We start from the raw sequence: 16,872 nt of genomic DNA, 5'->3' as shown, positions 1-16,872 counted from the left end.
AGGTCGTCGGATCGGCTCTTCGGTCAGCTTCAGGGCACTTCGGCCCACAACCGGGCGGCAAAGCCGCGCTTGTCGAGCACCCAGGTCTCGTCGGCCACCACCGCTTTACCATCCAGGCATTTGTACGAATAGACCGCGTCGTGGCCGGTCGCGAAGGCTGGCACGACGTCGTCATTCGGGTTGGCCCTGCAGAATTCGTCCGCGCCGGGATTGTCGCGCGCGGCGTTCATTTTGGCGCAGGGCAGGTTTGCCCCGACGAAGCAGGCCAGCACCTTGCCGTCCATGCAGCGGTAGTTGGTCTGCGCCTGCAGTTCCGATTCCGCCGGCGCGCCCTTGGCGTCCGGAAAGAGCTTCCTGAACGCCTTGACCGTGCCGCCGTAGAGCTCGTGCGAGTAGACGCGGATCGTATCGTCGTTCTTCACTTGGCGGCACAGTTGATGGAGATTTTGGGCTTTTGCCACGCTGCCTGAAGCGAGGACCGGGAAGGCGGATGCCGCAAGCAGCACCGAAACGGAAACGCCGATGGTCGAAAGGCAAAATGCACTCATTTTGAACTCCTCGGGAAGGGCGCGCGGCCATTGCCGGCGTCGCGCATGGTACGCTGGCGCCTCCCGCAGCTTGACCGCTGCGATGCCGGGAAGCAATCCGGGTCGCTCGTGCCGCGAGCGGGCGTCGGCAACCTCTGGAACCAAGGCTGTCCCCACGGGTTGAGTTCGGTCGGCCGAGGTCGCAAGGCGTTGCAAGCGGCACTTATGGAGGACCCGGCTTTGAGCATTGTCGAGAGCATCAAGAAAGCAGCCGAGAAGCTGACCGGGATCGCAAGACCGGGCACGTCCAGGCTCGCGGATCTGGTCAGGCAGAGGAAGGCCAATGCCTTCCGCTTCAAGGACGACGGCCTTGTTCCGAACCATCCGTCCTGGCCGCTGATCGTTTACCGCGGCGCCGTGACGTTGCCGGACGATCTCGATCCGGCAGCCGTCTTCGAGGAGCTATTCAAGGCGAATGGCTGGGGCGGCAGTTGGCGCAACGGCATCTACGACTATGTCCACTACCACTCGCGCATCCATGAGGTGCTGGGCATTGCGCGCGGCACGGCCAAGGTGCGCTTCGGCGGCGACAAGGGCCGCGCGCTCACGGTCAAGGCCGGCGACGTCGCGGTCCTGCCGGCCGGCACCGGTCACCAGCGGCTCTCGGCTTCCGACGATTTCCTCGTCGTCGGCGCCTACCCGCCCTCCGGCACCTATGACGAATGCACCAAGCCCGAGCAGCACGCGGAAGCGCTACGCATGATCCCGAAGGTGAGCCGGCCGCGCAAGGACCCGGTCTATGGCCGCGACGGACCATTGCTGAAGGCGTGGGGCGAACGCTGAATGTCAAGCGTCCTCGCCTTCAAGTGAGGCCATCCCCACCTAAGCCTTCAGCAAGGCGGCCGCCGATTGAAGTCGCAGCGGCGCGCTTTCGCCTACGGATACTGCGTCTTCTTCGGCGCGTAGGTTGCCGGATCGAAATCCAGCTCCTTGGGCAACGGCTGGCTGGAGCATTGCAGGTGCACCTGGCGGGCAAGAAGCCGTCGCTGTTGCTGCTCATGCTCCTTCACCGCCGCCACCATCCCCATGCTGTACGGGCCGAGCAGCACGCCAAAACCCCAGCCGGGATGCTCCTTTTCGCGCACGTCGTAGTCCGAGGCCGCAATGCGGGCCTGCTGGCATTCCGGCGAGGCCCATTTCGGGTCCTGCTGCGACAGCTTCGCTCCGTAGTCGACCGGAGAGGTCACGCATCCAGTCAGCGCCGCGCTCAGCGCAAGGATCATTGCGATTCGCATCCGCAAGCCTTTCCTAATGTGCGGGCGAGAAAACACACACGGAGGCTTCGGGCAAGTATCCGTCGACGGGAACCAAAATCGCTTTCGAGCTGCAACCGGCCTGCGGGACGCGCGTTGTCGAAGCAGCTTACCTCATGGAGCCCACAGCAATGCCCGCCAAGCGTTTCTCTCAGCCCGTCGCAATCTTCGTCGGGCTCGGCTTTCCGCGCGAGATAAACACCGTCTTCGAGGCCTATCAGTTTCTCGACGAATGGACGGGCAGCCGCAGCCCGACCTACGCAACGACCCTCGCGCTGTGCCGGGCGGCGGTCTCGGGTGAACAGGATGCCGAAGCCGCACGCGTCGCCTTCGAAGCGTTCGCGAGGTCGCGCGGCATTCTCGCTGCCGAAGCGATGGAACTGGCCGCGGCGCGTGCCGCGCACGAATGGATGGCGGCGTGATCGATCGCTATCGATCTGTCAAAACTTCCGGCTGACATAAGGCGATCCGCCGAGGCCGAACCGCCACTGCGCCTCCACGCCCTTCGTGATGCCGATCCTGCGTCCGCTCAAAATAGCGGCCGCGTTGGTTTCCGAGGCGGAAAACTCGAAGGGCGGCGCGATGAGCGACAGGCCGTTATGCGAGCCGTCGACGCCCAGCGCCTGGCAGAGCTTGCCCGGGCCGGAGCATAGCAGCCTGTCATCGTCGGTTCCCCGCCTGTCGCGCATGGCGGCGATGCCGGACTGCGGCTGGATCGCGCGGATCAGCACGGCGCTGCCCGGCAGGCACACCGCATTCAGGCACCAATGCAAGCCGTAGGAGCGATAGACATAGGCCGTGCCGGGGGCGCCATACATCGGCGCGTTGCGCGGCGTGCGGCCGCGATAGCTGTGCGAGGCCGGATCGTCGGGGCGATAGGCCTCGGTCTCGACAATGATGCCGCCGACGCCGGCGAGGCCGAGCCGCGCGCCGATCAAGGCGCGCGCCACCGTGACGGCTTCGCGCGCGAAGAAATTGTGGTGCTGGTCGGCGTGAGCGCTAGGCGGCATGGCGGTCAACGCTCGTCAGGTAAGCCATGATCATCCTGCGGCACTGATCCATCGCGCGTTCGCCGGCGACGCTGACGGGGTGCCGTTCGACGGCGCGGTGGACCACGTTCTCCAGGAGCGTCTCGATGAGGGCCGCCGCATCGCCCAGATCGAGGTCGGGCGCGATCTCGCGCCGGTGCCGCGCCAGCTGGTTTTTGATGATCCGGTCGCCGACCTCGCGGACCTTTTCCGCGTGATAGCGCCGCGCCAGCGAAGAACCCCAAGCGGGTTCCGCGCGGCTATTGCCTGCGCTGCCGTGCCGGGATTCAAATCCTCGGACCTGCCGAACGATCGACGGCCCTGCTCGCGACGGCAAAGACAATCCGCGCCAAGGCAATCCCGATGAGCCCGGCCGCCGCTTTCACGAGCGCATCCTGGAGCCGGGCATGCCGGCCGGGATCGACCGCCTGCAGCAATTCCAATAGGCCGGCCGCGGCGCAGACAAACAGCATTGCGTGCATCAGGCGGGCGCGGAATCCGAAGGCCAAGGCAAGGCCGAACAGGGCATAGGCGAGAGCGCGTTCCATGTTCGCTTCACCCAGGTGCGGGCGCATTTGGACGGGTGAGAGGGTGGCAAACGTGATGGCCGCCAGCAGCACGAGGGCGGTAAAACGGGAGATCGAGGTCATTCCCCGCTCATACAAGTGGCAAGCCGGCATAACAATACAGGGCGCTACGCGGCACACGCAAACCGCCGGCGAAAGCTGTCCGGCCGTCCCTGCGCACCGTCTCAGTTCAGCGTTTCATGGAAAAGGTGAACTGCCCTGTCTCTCTGTGCCGACGCAATTCCGGCCGGAGAATGCGCCTCCTTTCCAGCCGCTCACCCCAGCAGATTGCGCGCCGCGCGCATGAAGATCTTCGAGCCGATCGGGATCAGGTCGTCCGGGAAATCGTAGTCGGGATTGTGCAGCGCCGGGTAGTGCTCGCCGGCGCCGAGGAAGAACATCGCCGACTTCGCGCTGTGGCCGAAGATGCCGAAATCCTCCGAGGCGCGCATCGGCAAGGCTTCCTCGCCGCGCGACACGCCTTCCTCGTCCAGCGCGCGCTCGAGATGCTCCACCGCGTCCGGCGCGTTGACGCTGGCCACGAAAATCTCGTGATAGTCGTGGCGGACGGAAAGGCCGTGTTGGGCGGCGATTCTTGCCGCCAGCGCTTCCGCCGCTGCAACCAACTCCGCCATGCGCTCGTCGCGGCGGGTGCGCAGCGTCGCCCACACCTCGGCATAGCCGGGCGCGATGCCGAACACCGCTTCGCCCATCGAGCAATGGGTGACGGTGACCATGGCGAAATCGTCGTCGGCGAAGGTGCCGCGCCCGAGCGTCGGCAGCTGCGGCATCAGCTCACTCACCGCCAGCATCGGCGAGCTGCCGGTTTCGGGCATGGAGGAATGCGCGGTCTTGCCTTCGAGCACGATCCGCATGCCGCGCGAGGCGCAGTTCACCACGCCGGGTTTGAGCCTCACTTCGCCGAACGGCACGCCCGGCAGATTGTGCAGCGAGAAGGCGAAGTCAGGCTGGATCTCGGAAAAGCGCGGATCGGCAACGACGCCGGCCGCGCCATTGCCGGTCTCTTCCGCCGGCTGGAACATCAGCACCACGCGGCCGCGCGCCGGCCGCTGACGCCCGAACTGGCGGCCGAGCGCAGCCAGGATCGCTGTGTGCCCGTCATGGCCGCACATATGCGACTTGCCCGGCACCTGTGAGGCATGCGCGACGCCCGAAAGCTCATGGATCGGCAGCGCGTCGAGCTCGGAGCGAAACAGCACCGTCGGCCCGGCTTGCCCGCTGTCATAGACCGCCGCCACGCCATGGCCGCCGAGCCCGGTCAGCACCTTGTCCGGCCCGGTATCGGCGAGGAAGTCGACGACCTCCTTCGCCGTCTTCTCCTCTTCGTTGGAGATTTCCGGCTGCCGATGCAGCTTGCGCCGCCATTCCGTCAGCTCGACCAGGTCTCGGTTGGTCAGGGTCACGTCCGTCTCCGCGTGGTTTGCAGCTCACACAAACACAATAGGGTTCTGCTCGCGCCGTGCCATGCCGATCAATTCAAATAGTCCATGGGCGAATTCGCTGGGTAGTGTCTCAGTTTGAATTTTCGGGGCGTTTCAAGATAACGTATAGCTCTTCGCGAATGCCATCCTCGGAGGATGGATCAGGAAATGCGACAACAAAGGCTTTGAGAAGAATGTCACCATCCGGCTTGTCGAGCCATTCAGCCGTGTCTCCCACGTCGAAGTAAACACCGTCTTCGGAGAAGCCGTATGTATCGCCTGCCGGCCGGGGCGCTCGCCGCCTAATTGCCGCCGCATGAACGTCCCAGGAAAGGGACGTAATGCGTTCCAAGCACTTGCGCGTCTCTTCAGTAAGCCTTGCCGCGATATCCATCACACATCATCCACGCTTCTTGTAAGGCCCGCGCTTGCCCGGCTTCGGCGCGACGGCATCCATCCTCTCGCAAAGGTCTTCCATCGACCAGAGCGTCTTGGACACGCCAGCGGCCATTGCAGGGGTCATTTTCAGCGTCTTGTGCATTTTGATGAAGTTGTACCAGACGGTGTAGATCGCGACCATGTGGACGTGATTGTCGAACTTGTTTGAGAAGGCATTGGTAAGGCGCGTGAAGCGACGGTTTGCCATGCGCATGGTGAGATTGGCGCGCTCGATATGCGATGTGCTGACATGCTCTGGATCGGGATTGCCTTCGACGCGCGTTTTGACAGCGCCAGTGCAGACAGCCGGGCTATAGCGGCGCTCTGGCGATGTGTTGCTTTCTGGCTCACCGTACTGCTTCACGAGCATGGCGTAGTCGATGTCGGCACCAAAGGCTTCCTCGACTGCATTGAGATAGGCACGGTGACCATCGGTCGTAAGCTGGACGCGGTTCGCAAGACGGTCCTTCACGTCATCCATGAAGGCCAGCGCATATTCGCCGTCACGACCGCCGACCAACCACGAGACGATAAGCTTGGTGTCGCTGTCCAGAGCGGTCCAGGTCCACACATCGCCAGCGCCTTCAACCGGCTGCTTCATGGTCGAAACGTTCTTGGCCTTCGCGCCGACAAACGACCAGATTTCGTCACACTGGATGCGCTTGGAAGTGACGTTGCGAACTTCGCGGTCGTGCAGATCGGCGCAGAACTTACCGGCACCGACCAGCAGCTTGGAAACCGTGTTGATCGACACATCGGCAACGCGGGAGATCGATCGCATCGAGCTACCCTCGCAAAGCATCGAGAGGATTTGGACGCGGGTTTGAAGGGGCAGCTTGTTCATGCCCCTAATATCTGAACTTTTATGCTTAGTGTCAAGCATAGACGTGTCATCGGCCACCTGCTTGCATAAAATTGCGTGCATGCATATGCTTGCGCATTGATTCGTGCAAGCAGGTGACAGAATGGACAGCAAAGACCCAAAGAAAGTCGCGGCGGCTCAGGCCCGGACCAACAGCCTTACCGCCGAAGAACGGAGTGCAATCGCGCGACGGGCAGCTCTCGCCCGCCACGACAAGGACCTGCCGAAGGCTATTGCCGAAGGCGTGATTATTATCGGCGAACTGAAAATCGCGTGCGCGGTCTTGGATGACAAGGCGAACACGCGAGTTCTTACCCAAGAAGGCTTTCTTAACGCGGTTGGCCGCGCCGGAAAGGCAAAAGGTGGCGAAGGAGCTAGCGTCGACGGGTTGCCGGCTTTTCTTAGGGCCGCGAACCTAAAAGAGTTTATTTCCAGCGACTTAATAGCGTCGACAACTCCGATCGAATTCGTCCCCTTGCGAGGCCCAGGTTATCAAGGTCGCGCCTTTGGCTATCGGGCAAAAGTCCTGCCGAATGTCTGCTGGGTCTACCAAGACGCATTGGTTGCCGGAAAGCTTCTGCCTAGTCAGAAGCATATCGGTGAAGCATGCCGGTTCTTCCTAAAGGCTCTCACCAACCACGCAATTGATGATCTGGTCGACATCGCCACCGGCTTTGAAGACATGCGCAAAAGGCGCGCAATCGACAAGATCATCGACAAGTACGTTGAGAAGGATGCGCAGCAATGGGTGCGCATTTTTGAACTCGACTTCTACCGCCACATTTTCAGGCTCAACGGTTGGGAGTTCAATCCAGAGACGACCGCCAAGCCAAGCGTGATTGGCAGGTGGACGAATGACATTTACGACCGGCTCGCACCGGGAGTGCGTCAAGCACTTCATGAGCGGGTAAGGCGAAATGCCAAGGGAAGGCCGACGCAACAGTTGAACCGATATCTAACGCCTGAGAACGGTCGGCCAGAAATGAAGAGGCTGTTGGAGGGCGTGATCCTGCTTATGCGCATGAGCGCGACTTGGGATGATTTCAAGGTCAAGCTCGACGAGTACTACCCCCGCTTCAACGACACGATGCAGTTGCCGTTCAACACTGGGGTCTATCGCCTGCCTACTCCTCCCGGCGCGAAGTAGACCACCGCTTCTCGGCAGCCTTCTTAGCGATCTCTGCGCGCCGCTCCGGTGACATATTGGCGGCGCGCTTCTTCCCGCCCTTTGAGCCAAGCTCCTTGGCGGCTGCGCTCTTGCCGTCATCCGGCACGTCGTCGGCTTCCTCGCCAGTGGCAATGCGCATGACGCGGACGGCGTTGCCGATCACGTCGGCTGGTCGCTTCTGTCCCTTAGGGCCGGTTGGCATGGATGGCCCCTCTGAGGACGATTGCGTCGGCGGCGTCGGTAATCGTGAAAGCTGTCGCCGTCCCCCACGGAAAGGTGTGGTTCTCCATCTGGTCCTCCGCGTAGTCAATCGCCTCGCTCAGGTTGGCGAACGATTGTGGAATTCGCTCCACACCACGGCCTCCGTCTACCCGCGTTCCGCTGAGTTGAACCCAAAACATCCACGTCTCCTCTGCTTTCCGCTTAAAGCCTATAGGAGTTCGGCGCGCGGTGCGACACTCGGACGGGCGCGATCCGTAGCCGCTCAAATTTCAAACTGAGACACTACAATTCGCTGACGCAGCTTGACACATCCAGCGACTATCCCAACGATTTCCGTTGCCAAAGCTCAAAGCGCTACTAGTCGCGGCGCGCTTGGTCGTGGGGCGTAGAAATGAGCGGTGCGGGCGAAAACCTCGATCTAAAGGAAATCAACGCCATTCGTGCCTTGCTGGCGTGGAGGCCGCGGCCGGTGGGCTGGGATGAACGCCGGGCGCGGCTCGACGAGGTCGGCTCGTCCTGGCCGGTTGCGGGCGATATACGATGCGCGGCGGTGGTCTTCGACGGCCTCGCCTCGGAGTGGTCCCTGGCGCCCGGGTCCGGCACGGACAAGGTGCTGCTCTTCTTCCACGGTGGCGGTTACTGCTCCGGCTCGATCAAAAGCCATCGTCGAATGGTGACCGAGGCCGGCCGGGCAATGAGAATGCGCACGCTTGCGGTGGGGTATCGGCGCGCCCCGGAACATCCCTTTCCCGCGCAGCACGAAGACGCGCTCGCGGCGTGGCGCTTCCTCGCCGATCAAGGGTCGCGCCGGATCGCATCGTTGTCGGCGGAGACAGTGCCGGCGGCAATCTCAGCCTGTCACTGGTCGGCCGGTTGCGCGCGGCGGGCGAGCGGTTGCCGGGCTGCCTTTGGCTGGTCTCGCCCTGGACGGATCTTTCGATGTCCGGCACGACATTGTCAGCCAAGGATGCGATCGACCCCATCATCCACCGGGCCTATCTGGAGGAACTGGCGGGCGCCTATGTTCCGCATGATGTGGACCGGCGCGATCCGCTGATCTCGCCCTTGTTTGCCGATCTGACCGGATTTCCTCCAATGCTGATCCAGGTCGGTTCCGCCGAAACGCTGCTGTCGGACGCGACGCGGCTCGCCGAGGCCGCCGGCATAGCGGACGTCGAGGCACGCCTCGAAATCTGGCCGCATATGATCCATGCCTGGCCGGTCTGGAATGTGGAATTGAGCGCCGGGCGGCGCGCGCTTCTGAGCGCGGGCAGCTTTGCCCGCCAATTTGTGTAGCCACCGGCGGCCAGGCAGAATGGGCATGTTCCCGACCTGACCGCCTTGATGCTGGGGCCGCGCCTGGCAGCTCGATGTCGCGAAAACGATATCTGTGGCCCGCGTTGCTTGGCCGGGCTGGCCGCTTGCGGACATTCGGGGGCGAGCCATACGATCGTCACCGGGTGAACGACTCCAGCTTCCGCTGCAGCTCCGCTTCGCTCCCCAATTCGCCTCGGAGAACCATGCCGCACTATCCAGACGCAATGCCCCTGTCGAAGACCCTGTTCGAGCGAGCCAAGAAGGTGATGCCGGGCGGGAACACGCGCACCACGGTCTTTGTCGATCCGTTTCCGATCTATGCCTCGCGAGGCGAGGGGTGCAGGGTGTGGGATGTGGACGGCAACGTCTATTACGACTGCATCAACAATTTCACCTCGATGATCCATGGCTACACGCAACCGGATGTGGCCGCCGCGGTGATCGACCAGCTGCCGTTCGGCACGGCCTTCGGTGCGCCGACGGTCAGCGAGATCGAGCTTGCCGAGCTGCTGGTCGAGCGGTTGCCCTCGGTCGACCGGATCCGCTTCGCCAACTCCGGCACCGAGGGTGTGATGATGGCCATCAAGGCCGCGCGCGCCTTCACCGGGCGGCCGAAAATCGTCAAGATCGAGGGCGCCTATCACGGCTCATACGACTTCGCCGAAGTCAGCCTCGACAGTACTCCCGCCAATTGGGGAGACATGCCGAATTCCACGCCCTATGCGAGGGGCACGCCGCGCGGGGTGCTGGACGATGTGATCGCCGTGCCCTTCAACGACAGCGAAGCGCTGCGCGCGGTCTTCGCCGCTGAGCGCAATACCATTGCCGGCGTGCTGATCGATCCCATGCCGAACCGCGCCGGTCTCATTCCTGCGCGGCAGGATTACCTGCACGCCATGGTCGAGATCGCCCATGCGGCGGGTGCCCTGGTCATCTTCGACGAGGTGATTTCCTTCCGCCTCGGATATTCGGGCGCGCAGGGGCTGTGGGGCATCCAGCCCGACCTGACGGCGCTGGGCAAGATCATCGGCGGAGGCTTTCCCGTGGGTGCCGTCGGCGGCCGGGCCGACATCATGGCGGTGTTCGATCCGACCCAGGGCAAGCCCGCTTTGCCGCATGGCGGCACCTTCACCGCCAATCCGGTGACGATGCGCGCCGGGCTTGCCGCGATGCGGGCGCTGACCAGGGAAATCTTTGCCCACCTCGATCGCCTCGGCGCGTTGTTGCGCGACGGGATCGCGGCCTCATTGGGCAAGCATGGTCTTGCCGGCCAATGCGTCGGCCTGGGCTCGCTCTTCAAGGTCCATTTCACGTCGCATCCGGTCACGGATTACCGGTCCGTCTATCCGGGCCAGGCCGAACGCAGGAAGCTCGATGCCTTCCACAAGGGCTTGCTTGGCCGCGGCGTCTTGTCGGCCAGCTATGGCCTGTTCGCGCTGTCGACACCGATGACCGAGGCGGACGCCCGCGCCATTCTGCAGGCGATCGACGAGACCCTGGGCGAGATCGCTCGCCAGTCCTGAGACAGGCCGACAGGAGGATCACGGATGACAGCTTCTCCTCATGTGGTGATGATCGGCGCCGGCACGTTGGGTTTGTGCTCGGCCCTCCACCTTGTCGAACAGGGCGCGCGCGTGACCGTGCTCGAAGGCCAGTCGATCGCCTCCGGATCGAGCGGCAGGTCGGTCGGCGTGGTCGGATCGCAATTCACCGATCCGTTCGAGATCATGCTTCGCGTTCATGCGTTGCGCCGCTTCCGCCAATGGGAGAGCCAGGGGCTTGGCTTCAACCATATCGGCTACCTGCGGCTGGCGCGCACGAAGAAGCAGATGGAACTGTTTGCAAAGTCGGTAGAAATTCAGGAAGCGGCCGGCCTGCGCTCGCGACTCTATCGTGCGAACGAACTCACGGAACTCGTGCCGCATATCGACCCGGATGGCCTGGAGGGTGGGCTGTTCGGGCCCGACAATGGCTTCCTCGACCCTCACGAGATGTGCACTTTCCTGGCGCAGGCGGTCCGCGCAGAGGGCGGCGAAATCCGCCAGTATCGCAAGCTGCTCGGGGTAAGGCGGCGAGCGCGCGGCTACACGCTGGAGACCAGCGGCGATCCGATCGATTGCGATGTCGTGGTCAATGCGGCAGGAGCCTGGGCGCCTCAGGTCGCCGAGCTCTTCGGCCAGCGCCTGCACATTTGGCCCGAGCGTCACGAGGCGGTCGTCATCCATCTCGACGAGCCGCTCGGCTACACGATGCCGATGGTCATGGATCTGGTGAACGGCGAGGGAAGCGGCCTCAATTTCCGCCATGAGAAAAGCACCGAACTGATCGCCGAGATCCACAAGGTGGACTCGCTCGCGCCGGAGGATCCCGACAATTACAACGACCAGTGCGAGGAACGATCGAAGGTCAGACTGGCGGAGCTTCTCCTCGAGCGGCTGCCGGACCTGCCGGGCGCGCGGCTTGGCCGGGGCTGGGCCGGCCTTTACCCCGTGACCGCCGACCATCGCCCCTTCGTCGGCCCGATCGATGCTTCCGAGCCGACATTGGTGACCGCCGCCGGCGCCGGCGGCTACGGCATCCAGCTGGCCCCGGTGATCGGGCAGATCGCGGCCGACTGGGTTCTTCACGGCGCCCCGGTTTCCGCGCCCGGCACCGAGAGCCTGCTGCCGTCGGCAGCGCGAAACATTGCTCCTAGGTGATTGAGCGATGGAGCTTGGCGGGATGTCGAAGTCGGTGTCACGCGCCTAGGAGCGCGCCGGCATTCTGCAGGCTCGAAACACTTCTTGGGCCATCGGCGCTTCGCGCGGAACCATCGGATCGAGAGCAGGTTGGTTGTGCATCTCAGTTTGAGAGACAGTCACAGCTCAAGGGAGAACCCGATGAAACTTCCGTACAGAACTACAGCCGCCGCTGCTGCCTTGCTATTCATGAGCTTCCCGGTCCTTGCCCAGACAAGTGCCGCGCCGGAGCCCACGCCGATTCCGCAGAAGCCCGGACCGACCGCGACACCGGAAACCAATGCTCAACCCGCAGGTCCGACGCGCGAGATGATCCGCCGGATGATCGACGACGCGCTCCAGGAAAAGCTGCAGGAAGATCGTTCGGCTGAACAGGGACCCCGGCATGGCGGACGTTGGCACCGCGAAGACAGACAAGCGCGGCGCGACGACGACAGAATGGCTGGCAGGCCTGATCGGATGGGACCGCGCATGATGCACCGCGCCCGTATGCAGGTCATGTTCGCGATAGTGGATGCCGACGGCGACGGCGCACTGTCGCAGGGCGAAGTTCAGGATATCGTCGGCAGGATCTTCAACGCCGCCGACGAGGATGGCGACGGCAGCCTCGACCTGGACGAGCTGCAGTCGTTCATGCATGGCTCCGGTGGCGGGCGCATGCGGTAGCGGCGCCGAAGCACATCCAGCCGGAGCGAAGCATCTTAGCCGCCGCTGTCCATGGAAGCGCATATATGTGACGGCCAGGGATTGAGATATATTGCCGCCATCCTTGGGCGCTGACGTTCTTTGAACGGGGGCATGACATGCAGGCGGTGCCGATAGCTCATCCGGCGGAACAGTCCGCCGCCGCCTCGGTACCTTCGCTCTCCGGCTATCCGGCCGCGGTGCTGTGCTGGCTGCTGTCGGCCGGCGTCTATATCGCGGCCAAATGGGTGGCGCCGGAAATGCCGCCCTGGGGACTCTGCTTCTGGCGGCTTGCGCTCGCCTGCGCCATCCTGCTGCCGATCGTGCATCGCCATCACGGCGCGATGATTGCGCTTGTCAAATCCCGGCCGCTGGAGATTGTCGCCGTCGGAGCGATCGGCCTGACGCTCTGCCAGGGCATGATCTACCGCGGCCTCGCCGACACCGACGCGACCACGGCCGGCATCATCATGGCGCTGTCTCCGGTCATGACGATGGTGCTCGCGCGTTTCGTGCTCGGCGAGCCGCTCGGGCTTTGGCAGGCGCTCGGCGCGGTGGTTGCGCTCGCCGGCATGCTGGTCATCGTCGCGCATGGCGACCTGACCGCGCTGCTTCAGCTACAGTTCAACCTGGGCGAATTGTGGATCGTCGGCAGCGCGTTCTGCTGGGCGCTCTACACCGTGCTGGTGCGCCGGTCCAAATTCGGCATCGAGCTGTTGCCGCTGGTGGTGCTCCTGCTCGGCGCCGGCGCGCTCGTCGCCCTGCCTTTCCATCTGTGGGAACTGGCCAACGACGAGCGCTCCGCCTTGAACGTCCATGGCTGGCTCGCGCTCGCCTATCTGGCGGGCCCGGGCGGCGCCCTGATGTACTATCTCTACAATCGCAGCGTGGCGACGCTCGGCGCCAGCCGGGCGAGCATGCTGCTCTATCTGCAGACGATGTTCGTCGCCATCCTCGCCTATCTGCTGCTCGGCGAGAGCCTGCATGACTACGATCTCATCGGCGCCGCCTTCATCGTCGCCGGCATCGTGCTCGCCACGATGCTGAAGCCGCATGCGGCTCGCGTCGCGTAGCCCGGTGATGGCAAGTGCAAGGAAAGCGTGTACCGCATCGGCGCGGTCGGTCTGTCGACACCCTGACACGGGAGCGGCCCGGAGCCCTTGTGGGTTTGGTGGCGAAAGGCAAGGGCCACCGGGCCTAACCGGCGGGGACCTAGTACGGGGACTTCGCTAAGAGGGCACCGGCTGATAGAAATATGCGCTAATGCTAATACAATTGAAACGCATCCCTAAGGACGATAGCCAGACTGGCCAGCTTAGGTAAATATCGGCCGTGCGCTTCGCATGCTCGGCCATTCGGACGACCGAGGCCACGACAAGGCAGCGAAGCAAGCGCCTGCCTGATCTGGAATCCGTGGGCCAACGGATCGCGGTCGTCGACGAATATGGTGTTGTGGCCGACACTTTGCGCCCAGCCCGCCGACGCTTGGCCGAGGCTGCGCCAGCGAGCTCTAGCTCGCTCGTTCCTCTGCCGCCACTTCCCGGATCCAGCTGCGCAGGCTCTCTGCAGCGGGGGAAAGCTTACGATTGTCATTCCAGGTGAGATAGTAGCCGCCGGGCGCCGGCAGTTCGAGATCGATCAATCTGACCAGCTTGCCTTCGTCGACCTGCGCGTTGACCAGGCGGTGCCAGCCAACCGCAACGCCCTGGTCGGCCTGGGCGGCCTGCAGCGCCACGAAAAACTTGCCGAAGCGCCGACCTCTGGTCGAACCGTGGGGCACGCCGGCGCGTCGCAAAACTTCGTCCCAGCCGGCCCAATCAGGATCAACCCAATCAACATGCAGCAGTGGCAAGTCAGCCAGCGAGTCCGCCGTTGCATCGCGATGGCTGCTCGCAAAGCCCGGCCCGCAAACCGGATAGATGGTCTCGTCGAAAAGCAACTCGGCGGTTTCGTCCGGCCACGACCCAAATCCGTAGCGGATGCGCAATTCGACCTCGGCGCGGCGATAGTCGCGAGGATTGTCCGAGATCAGGTGATCAACGGAAATGTCAGGGTGCCGCGTCCAGAAGACCGGCATGCGCGGGATCAGCCACATCGATGCCAGCGCATCCGAGCAAGCCAGGGTAACGTTCTTCGAACGATCGCCGCGCTTCACATTTCGGACAATGTCGGCGGCTCGCGAAAAGCCGCTGGCCAGCACGCCATAAAGATCTTCGCCTGCGCTTGTCAGCGCCACGCCGGTGCCGAGGCGGGTAAAGAGCGGCACTCCGAGCTCGTCCTCGATCGCTTTGATCTGTCGGCTCACGGCGCCGGGAGTGACGTTCAGTTCCGCAGCCGCCAGCCTGAACGACAGGTGCCGGGCGGACGCCTCGAAAACCGCCAACGCGGTCAATGACGGCAGGTCGTAATAGCGGCGAACCATGTCCAAACTCTCAACACTTCGATGATCGCGCAGCGCGACAGCCTGAGCAAGAGAGGCCCGACTTGTCCGAAACTGCCTGCAGCCGATGCGATAGCGGTGTTTCCACAGCTATGGCGGCGATCCCCAACCCTTTGCGGCGGACCATAGGAGAATCCAATCCGCCCAGCCCCGCCTACCGCGACGCCTTCCAATCAGCGTCCGACACCGCTGCCATGAGGCACCTGCCGTCAATACCGTCAAAGCGTGCGAATGATTTTTCTGCGCGCTGCCTCTCTACGAGTTCTGGCGCCGCGCAACTCAACAAGGAGGTGAGTCTTTTGCAGGCCCGCGCCGCTGGCCTTCGGCGGCGGTTTCGAGAATATGCACTGAACTCTCCCCTACGAAGATGGCTCGAGCAATGACGGATACTGCGAAGAAGACGGTCGTGATAACGGGCGCGGCCGGAGGCATTGGGCAAGCGATAAGCAGACAGTTCATTGCCAACGGCTATCGTGTGATTGCCGGTGATGCCGACCAGGCCGGGCTGGACAGGCTCGGGGTCGAGTTCAACGGAGGCGAAAAGAATGTCTGGAGCAAGGCCGGCGATCTCCGCAACAAGGCCTATTGCGAGGATTTGATCGACCATTCCATCCAGGCCACAGGGCGTCTGGACGTGCTTGTCAACAACGCCGGCATCATCACCCGCGGAAACATCCTCGAGACGACCGACGACGACTGGGAGCGGACATTCGACATCAACCTGAAGTCGATCTTCTATACGTGCAGGCAAGCCATCGGTCACATGAAGGGCCGCGGCGGCGGCGCGATCGTGAACATCGCATCCTGCTGGGGACTTTACCCCGGGCCTGGCCACGCGGCCTACTGCACCAGCAAGGCGGCCGTGGCGGCATTCTCGAAGTGTCTCGGCCGCGATCATGCCGGCGATGGGATAAGGGTCAACCCGGTGTGCCCGAACGAGGTCAACACGCCGATGCTGCGCACCGGCTTCGCCAAGCGCGGTTTCAATCCCGACACCGCCATTGCAGAGCTCAACAGGTCCGTGCCGCTCGGCCGTATCGCCGAGCCGGAAGATATCGCCGAGGTGGTCTATTTTCTGAGTTCCGACGCCGCTCGCTACGTCGCGGGCACGACCGTCGAAGTCAACGGCGCAAAGCCTGTCTATTGAGGATACACATGGCCGACAGATTGGCAGGCAAGATTGCAATCATCACCGGCGGCGGACGCGGCATCGGTGCCGGCATTACCCAGCGCTTTGTCGAGGAGGGGGCAAAAGTCGCCATTGTCCAGCGAAATGCCCCGCCCGACGAAATCCTCAACGAGCGCACCATTTATGTGAAAGCCGATCTTTCGAATTCCCAGGACATTGCCTCGGCCGTCGAGACCGTCGTTGAGCGGCTTGGCGGGCTGGATATCCTGGTCAACAACGCCGGCATCATGTTCGAGAAGACGGTCGACGAGATGATCGAGGCAGATTGGGACCAGATGATGGACATCAATCTGAAGGCTCCGTTCCTCCTGACGAAAGCGGCAATGCCGCATCTTCGCAAGCGCGGCGCTGCAAGCATCGTCAACATCGGCTCGATCGAAGGGCTGGCGTCCAATCCGGGGCATCCCGCGTATTCGGCCTCGAAAGCGGGCATCCACGGCTTCACGGCAGCGGTCGCCGTGGACCATGGGCATGAGGGTATCCGCTGCAATGCCATCGCGCCGGGCTGGATCAATTCAGACCTCAGCGAGGTCTACATCGACAGCATGACCGACAGCGACCGCGTCCGCAGGGAACTGCTTGTCATGCATCCAGTCGGGCGTCTCGGCCAGCCAACGGACGTCGGAAACCTCGCGGTCTGGCTAGCTTCGGAAGAAAGCGCCTTCGTCACCGGTCAGGTCTACGTCATCGACGGCGGCCGCACAAAGAAACTTCCGCTGCCGGTCTCGTAAAGCCGGAAGTTCGGCAATCCGTTACAGGCTCACCACGCGACTAGGGACAAGCTCGACCAGGCCCGAAGCCTGCGTCGTGACCGTCGGACGGCGACGGCTGTTCAGCACTGGAGCTTCGGCCTTTACGCGCTTTTGCTCAACAGGCGCGTGAGACTTTTGCAGTAGGTGAAATCTCCCCGTTTCGGCAATAGTTCCGCCAGCTCACAA

At 63.2% G+C, this 16,872-nt stretch carries 19 protein-coding genes and 1 pseudogene; 10 read left to right on the top strand and 10 right to left on the bottom strand.

The features are described from left to right. Positions 1-29: 29 nt before the first annotated feature. The gene (locus CK218_RS20605) at positions 30-548 is read right to left on the bottom strand and encodes a hypothetical protein (RefSeq protein ID WP_143749667.1); all 519 of its coding nucleotides are present in this window, start codon (positions 546-548) and stop codon (positions 30-32) included. 219 nt (positions 549-767) lie between these two features. Between CK218_RS20605 and CK218_RS20600 the strand changes: the two genes are divergently transcribed. Continuing rightward, on the top strand, positions 768-1,370 hold the full coding sequence (locus CK218_RS20600) for a cupin (protein ID WP_095783468.1): 603 nt from the start codon (positions 768-770) through the stop codon (positions 1,368-1,370). Between the two features lie 92 nt (positions 1,371-1,462). On the opposite strand, the gene CK218_RS20595 is transcribed toward CK218_RS20600, so the two are convergent. Continuing rightward, complete coding sequence (locus tag CK218_RS20595) at positions 1,463-1,822, bottom strand: hypothetical protein (protein ID WP_066993034.1); 360 nt, start codon at positions 1,820-1,822, stop codon at positions 1,463-1,465. Between the two features lie 149 nt (positions 1,823-1,971). Here CK218_RS20595 and CK218_RS20590 point away from each other — a divergent pair, with 149 nt between their 5' ends. Continuing rightward, positions 1,972-2,262 carry a DUF982 domain-containing protein gene (locus CK218_RS20590; protein ID WP_095828709.1) on the top strand — a complete coding sequence of 97 codons (291 nt, stop codon included), beginning with the start codon at positions 1,972-1,974 and terminating at the stop codon, positions 2,260-2,262. Positions 2,263-2,280: 18 nt separating this feature from the next. On the opposite strand, the gene CK218_RS20585 is transcribed toward CK218_RS20590, so the two are convergent. The 6 genes from CK218_RS20585 to CK218_RS20565 all read right to left on the bottom strand — a co-directional run bounded on the left by CK218_RS20585 (position 2,281) and on the right by CK218_RS20565 (position 6,158). Further along, positions 2,281-2,850, bottom strand: a complete 570-nt coding sequence (locus tag CK218_RS20585) for a DNA-3-methyladenine glycosylase (RefSeq protein ID WP_066993040.1) — start codon at positions 2,848-2,850, stop codon at positions 2,281-2,283. Next, positions 2,840-3,205: a hypothetical protein gene (locus tag CK218_RS20580; RefSeq protein ID WP_095828708.1), complete on the bottom strand. Its 366-nt coding sequence runs from the start codon at positions 3,203-3,205 to the stop codon at positions 2,840-2,842. Before CK218_RS20580 ends, CK218_RS20585 begins: the two co-directional genes overlap by 11 nt. Next, a complete protein-coding gene (locus tag CK218_RS20575; protein WP_095778924.1) occupies positions 3,156-3,518 on the bottom strand; it encodes a VanZ family protein in 363 nt (120 codons plus the stop codon). Before CK218_RS20575 ends, CK218_RS20580 begins: the two co-directional genes overlap by 50 nt. A gap of 191 nt (positions 3,519-3,709) precedes the next feature. Beyond that, positions 3,710-4,858 (bottom strand): amidohydrolase, encoded by a 1,149-nt coding sequence (locus CK218_RS20570; protein ID WP_095828707.1) that lies wholly within the window; start codon positions 4,856-4,858, stop codon positions 3,710-3,712. Positions 4,859-4,967: 109 nt separating this feature from the next. After that, on the bottom strand, positions 4,968-5,270 hold the full coding sequence (locus tag CK218_RS30275) for a hypothetical protein (RefSeq protein ID WP_143749666.1): 303 nt from the start codon (positions 5,268-5,270) through the stop codon (positions 4,968-4,970). A 6-nt stretch (positions 5,271-5,276) separates the two neighbouring features. Next, positions 5,277-6,158 (bottom strand): DDE-type integrase/transposase/recombinase, encoded by an 882-nt coding sequence (locus tag CK218_RS20565; RefSeq protein ID WP_210201074.1) that lies wholly within the window; start codon positions 6,156-6,158, stop codon positions 5,277-5,279. Between the two features lie 121 nt (positions 6,159-6,279). Between CK218_RS20565 and CK218_RS20560 the strand changes: the two genes are divergently transcribed. Continuing rightward, the gene (locus CK218_RS20560; RefSeq protein WP_095828705.1) at positions 6,280-7,323 is read left to right on the top strand and encodes a P63C domain-containing protein; all 1,044 of its coding nucleotides are present in this window, start codon (positions 6,280-6,282) and stop codon (positions 7,321-7,323) included. Here the strand turns inward: CK218_RS20560 and CK218_RS20555 are convergent. Beyond that, the gene (locus CK218_RS20555) at positions 7,301-7,546 is read right to left on the bottom strand and encodes an RNA-binding protein (RefSeq protein ID WP_095828704.1); all 246 of its coding nucleotides are present in this window, start codon (positions 7,544-7,546) and stop codon (positions 7,301-7,303) included. The two genes, CK218_RS20560 and CK218_RS20555, sit on opposite strands and share 23 nt — an antisense overlap. A 411-nt stretch (positions 7,547-7,957) precedes the next feature. Between CK218_RS20555 and CK218_RS20545 the strand changes: the two are divergent. The 5 genes and pseudogenes from CK218_RS20545 to CK218_RS20525 all read left to right on the top strand — a co-directional run bounded on the left by CK218_RS20545 (position 7,958) and on the right by CK218_RS20525 (position 13,378). Further along, positions 7,958-8,862: pseudogene (locus CK218_RS20545) on the top strand (alpha/beta hydrolase). 224 nt (positions 8,863-9,086) lie between these two features. Beyond that, complete coding sequence (locus CK218_RS20540) at positions 9,087-10,406, top strand: aspartate aminotransferase family protein (protein WP_095828702.1); 1,320 nt, start codon at positions 9,087-9,089, stop codon at positions 10,404-10,406. A gap of 24 nt (positions 10,407-10,430) precedes the next feature. Next, on the top strand, positions 10,431-11,582 hold the full coding sequence (locus CK218_RS20535; RefSeq protein WP_095828701.1) for an FAD-binding oxidoreductase: 1,152 nt from the start codon (positions 10,431-10,433) through the stop codon (positions 11,580-11,582). Positions 11,583-11,717: 135 nt separating this feature from the next. Beyond that, positions 11,718-12,287, top strand: a complete 570-nt coding sequence (locus tag CK218_RS20530; protein ID WP_245435131.1) for an EF-hand domain-containing protein — start codon at positions 11,718-11,720, stop codon at positions 12,285-12,287. A gap of 137 nt (positions 12,288-12,424) precedes the next feature. After that, on the top strand, positions 12,425-13,378 hold the full coding sequence (locus tag CK218_RS20525; protein ID WP_095828699.1) for an EamA family transporter: 954 nt from the start codon (positions 12,425-12,427) through the stop codon (positions 13,376-13,378). Positions 13,379-13,815: 437 nt separating this feature from the next. Here the strand turns inward: CK218_RS20525 and CK218_RS20520 are convergent, their stop codons facing one another. Then, the gene (locus CK218_RS20520; protein WP_095828698.1) at positions 13,816-14,727 is read right to left on the bottom strand and encodes a LysR substrate-binding domain-containing protein; all 912 of its coding nucleotides are present in this window, start codon (positions 14,725-14,727) and stop codon (positions 13,816-13,818) included. Between the two features lie 397 nt (positions 14,728-15,124). On the opposite strand from CK218_RS20520, the gene CK218_RS20515 reads away from it, so the two are divergent. Together CK218_RS20515 and CK218_RS20510 are read left to right on the top strand one after the other, a co-directional pair. Beyond that, on the top strand, positions 15,125-15,892 hold the full coding sequence (locus CK218_RS20515; protein WP_095828697.1) for an SDR family NAD(P)-dependent oxidoreductase: 768 nt from the start codon (positions 15,125-15,127) through the stop codon (positions 15,890-15,892). An 8-nt stretch (positions 15,893-15,900) separates the two neighbouring features. Beyond that, the gene (locus tag CK218_RS20510; RefSeq protein WP_095828696.1) at positions 15,901-16,665 is read left to right on the top strand and encodes a glucose 1-dehydrogenase; all 765 of its coding nucleotides are present in this window, start codon (positions 15,901-15,903) and stop codon (positions 16,663-16,665) included. Positions 16,666-16,872 lie beyond the last annotated feature (207 nt).

The sequence above is a fragment of the Mesorhizobium sp. WSM3879 genome (assembly GCF_002294915.1).
Lineage (GTDB): Bacteria > Pseudomonadota > Alphaproteobacteria > Rhizobiales > Rhizobiaceae > Mesorhizobium.
This window is presented reverse-complemented; position numbering and strand designations above follow the sequence as displayed.

Coding starts and splice junctions, on each gene's coding strand:
- CK218_RS20605 (WP_143749667.1), bottom strand. CDS start 548: ATGAGTGCATTTTGCCTTTCGACCATCGGCGTTTCCGTTTCGGTGCTG.
- CK218_RS20595 (WP_066993034.1), bottom strand. CDS start 1,822: ATGCGAATCGCAATGATCCTTGCGCTGAGCGCGGCGCTGACTGGATGC.
- CK218_RS20590 (WP_095828709.1), top strand. CDS start 1,972: ATGCCCGCCAAGCGTTTCTCTCAGCCCGTCGCAATCTTCGTCGGGCTC.
- CK218_RS20585 (WP_066993040.1), bottom strand. CDS start 2,850: ATGCCGCCTAGCGCTCACGCCGACCAGCACCACAATTTCTTCGCGCGC.
- CK218_RS20575 (WP_095778924.1), bottom strand. CDS start 3,518: ATGACCTCGATCTCCCGTTTTACCGCCCTCGTGCTGCTGGCGGCCATC.
- CK218_RS30275 (WP_143749666.1), bottom strand. CDS start 5,270: ATGGATATCGCGGCAAGGCTTACTGAAGAGACGCGCAAGTGCTTGGAA.
- CK218_RS20565 (WP_210201074.1), bottom strand. CDS start 6,158: ATGAACAAGCTGCCCCTTCAAACCCGCGTCCAAATCCTCTCGATGCTT.
- CK218_RS20560 (WP_095828705.1), top strand. CDS start 6,280: ATGGACAGCAAAGACCCAAAGAAAGTCGCGGCGGCTCAGGCCCGGACC.
- CK218_RS20555 (WP_095828704.1), bottom strand. CDS start 7,546: ATGCCAACCGGCCCTAAGGGACAGAAGCGACCAGCCGACGTGATCGGC.
- CK218_RS20540 (WP_095828702.1), top strand. CDS start 9,087: ATGCCGCACTATCCAGACGCAATGCCCCTGTCGAAGACCCTGTTCGAG.
- CK218_RS20535 (WP_095828701.1), top strand. CDS start 10,431: ATGACAGCTTCTCCTCATGTGGTGATGATCGGCGCCGGCACGTTGGGT.
- CK218_RS20525 (WP_095828699.1), top strand. CDS start 12,425: ATGCAGGCGGTGCCGATAGCTCATCCGGCGGAACAGTCCGCCGCCGCC.
- CK218_RS20520 (WP_095828698.1), bottom strand. CDS start 14,727: ATGGTTCGCCGCTATTACGACCTGCCGTCATTGACCGCGTTGGCGGTT.
- CK218_RS20515 (WP_095828697.1), top strand. CDS start 15,125: ATGACGGATACTGCGAAGAAGACGGTCGTGATAACGGGCGCGGCCGGA.
- CK218_RS20510 (WP_095828696.1), top strand. CDS start 15,901: ATGGCCGACAGATTGGCAGGCAAGATTGCAATCATCACCGGCGGCGGA.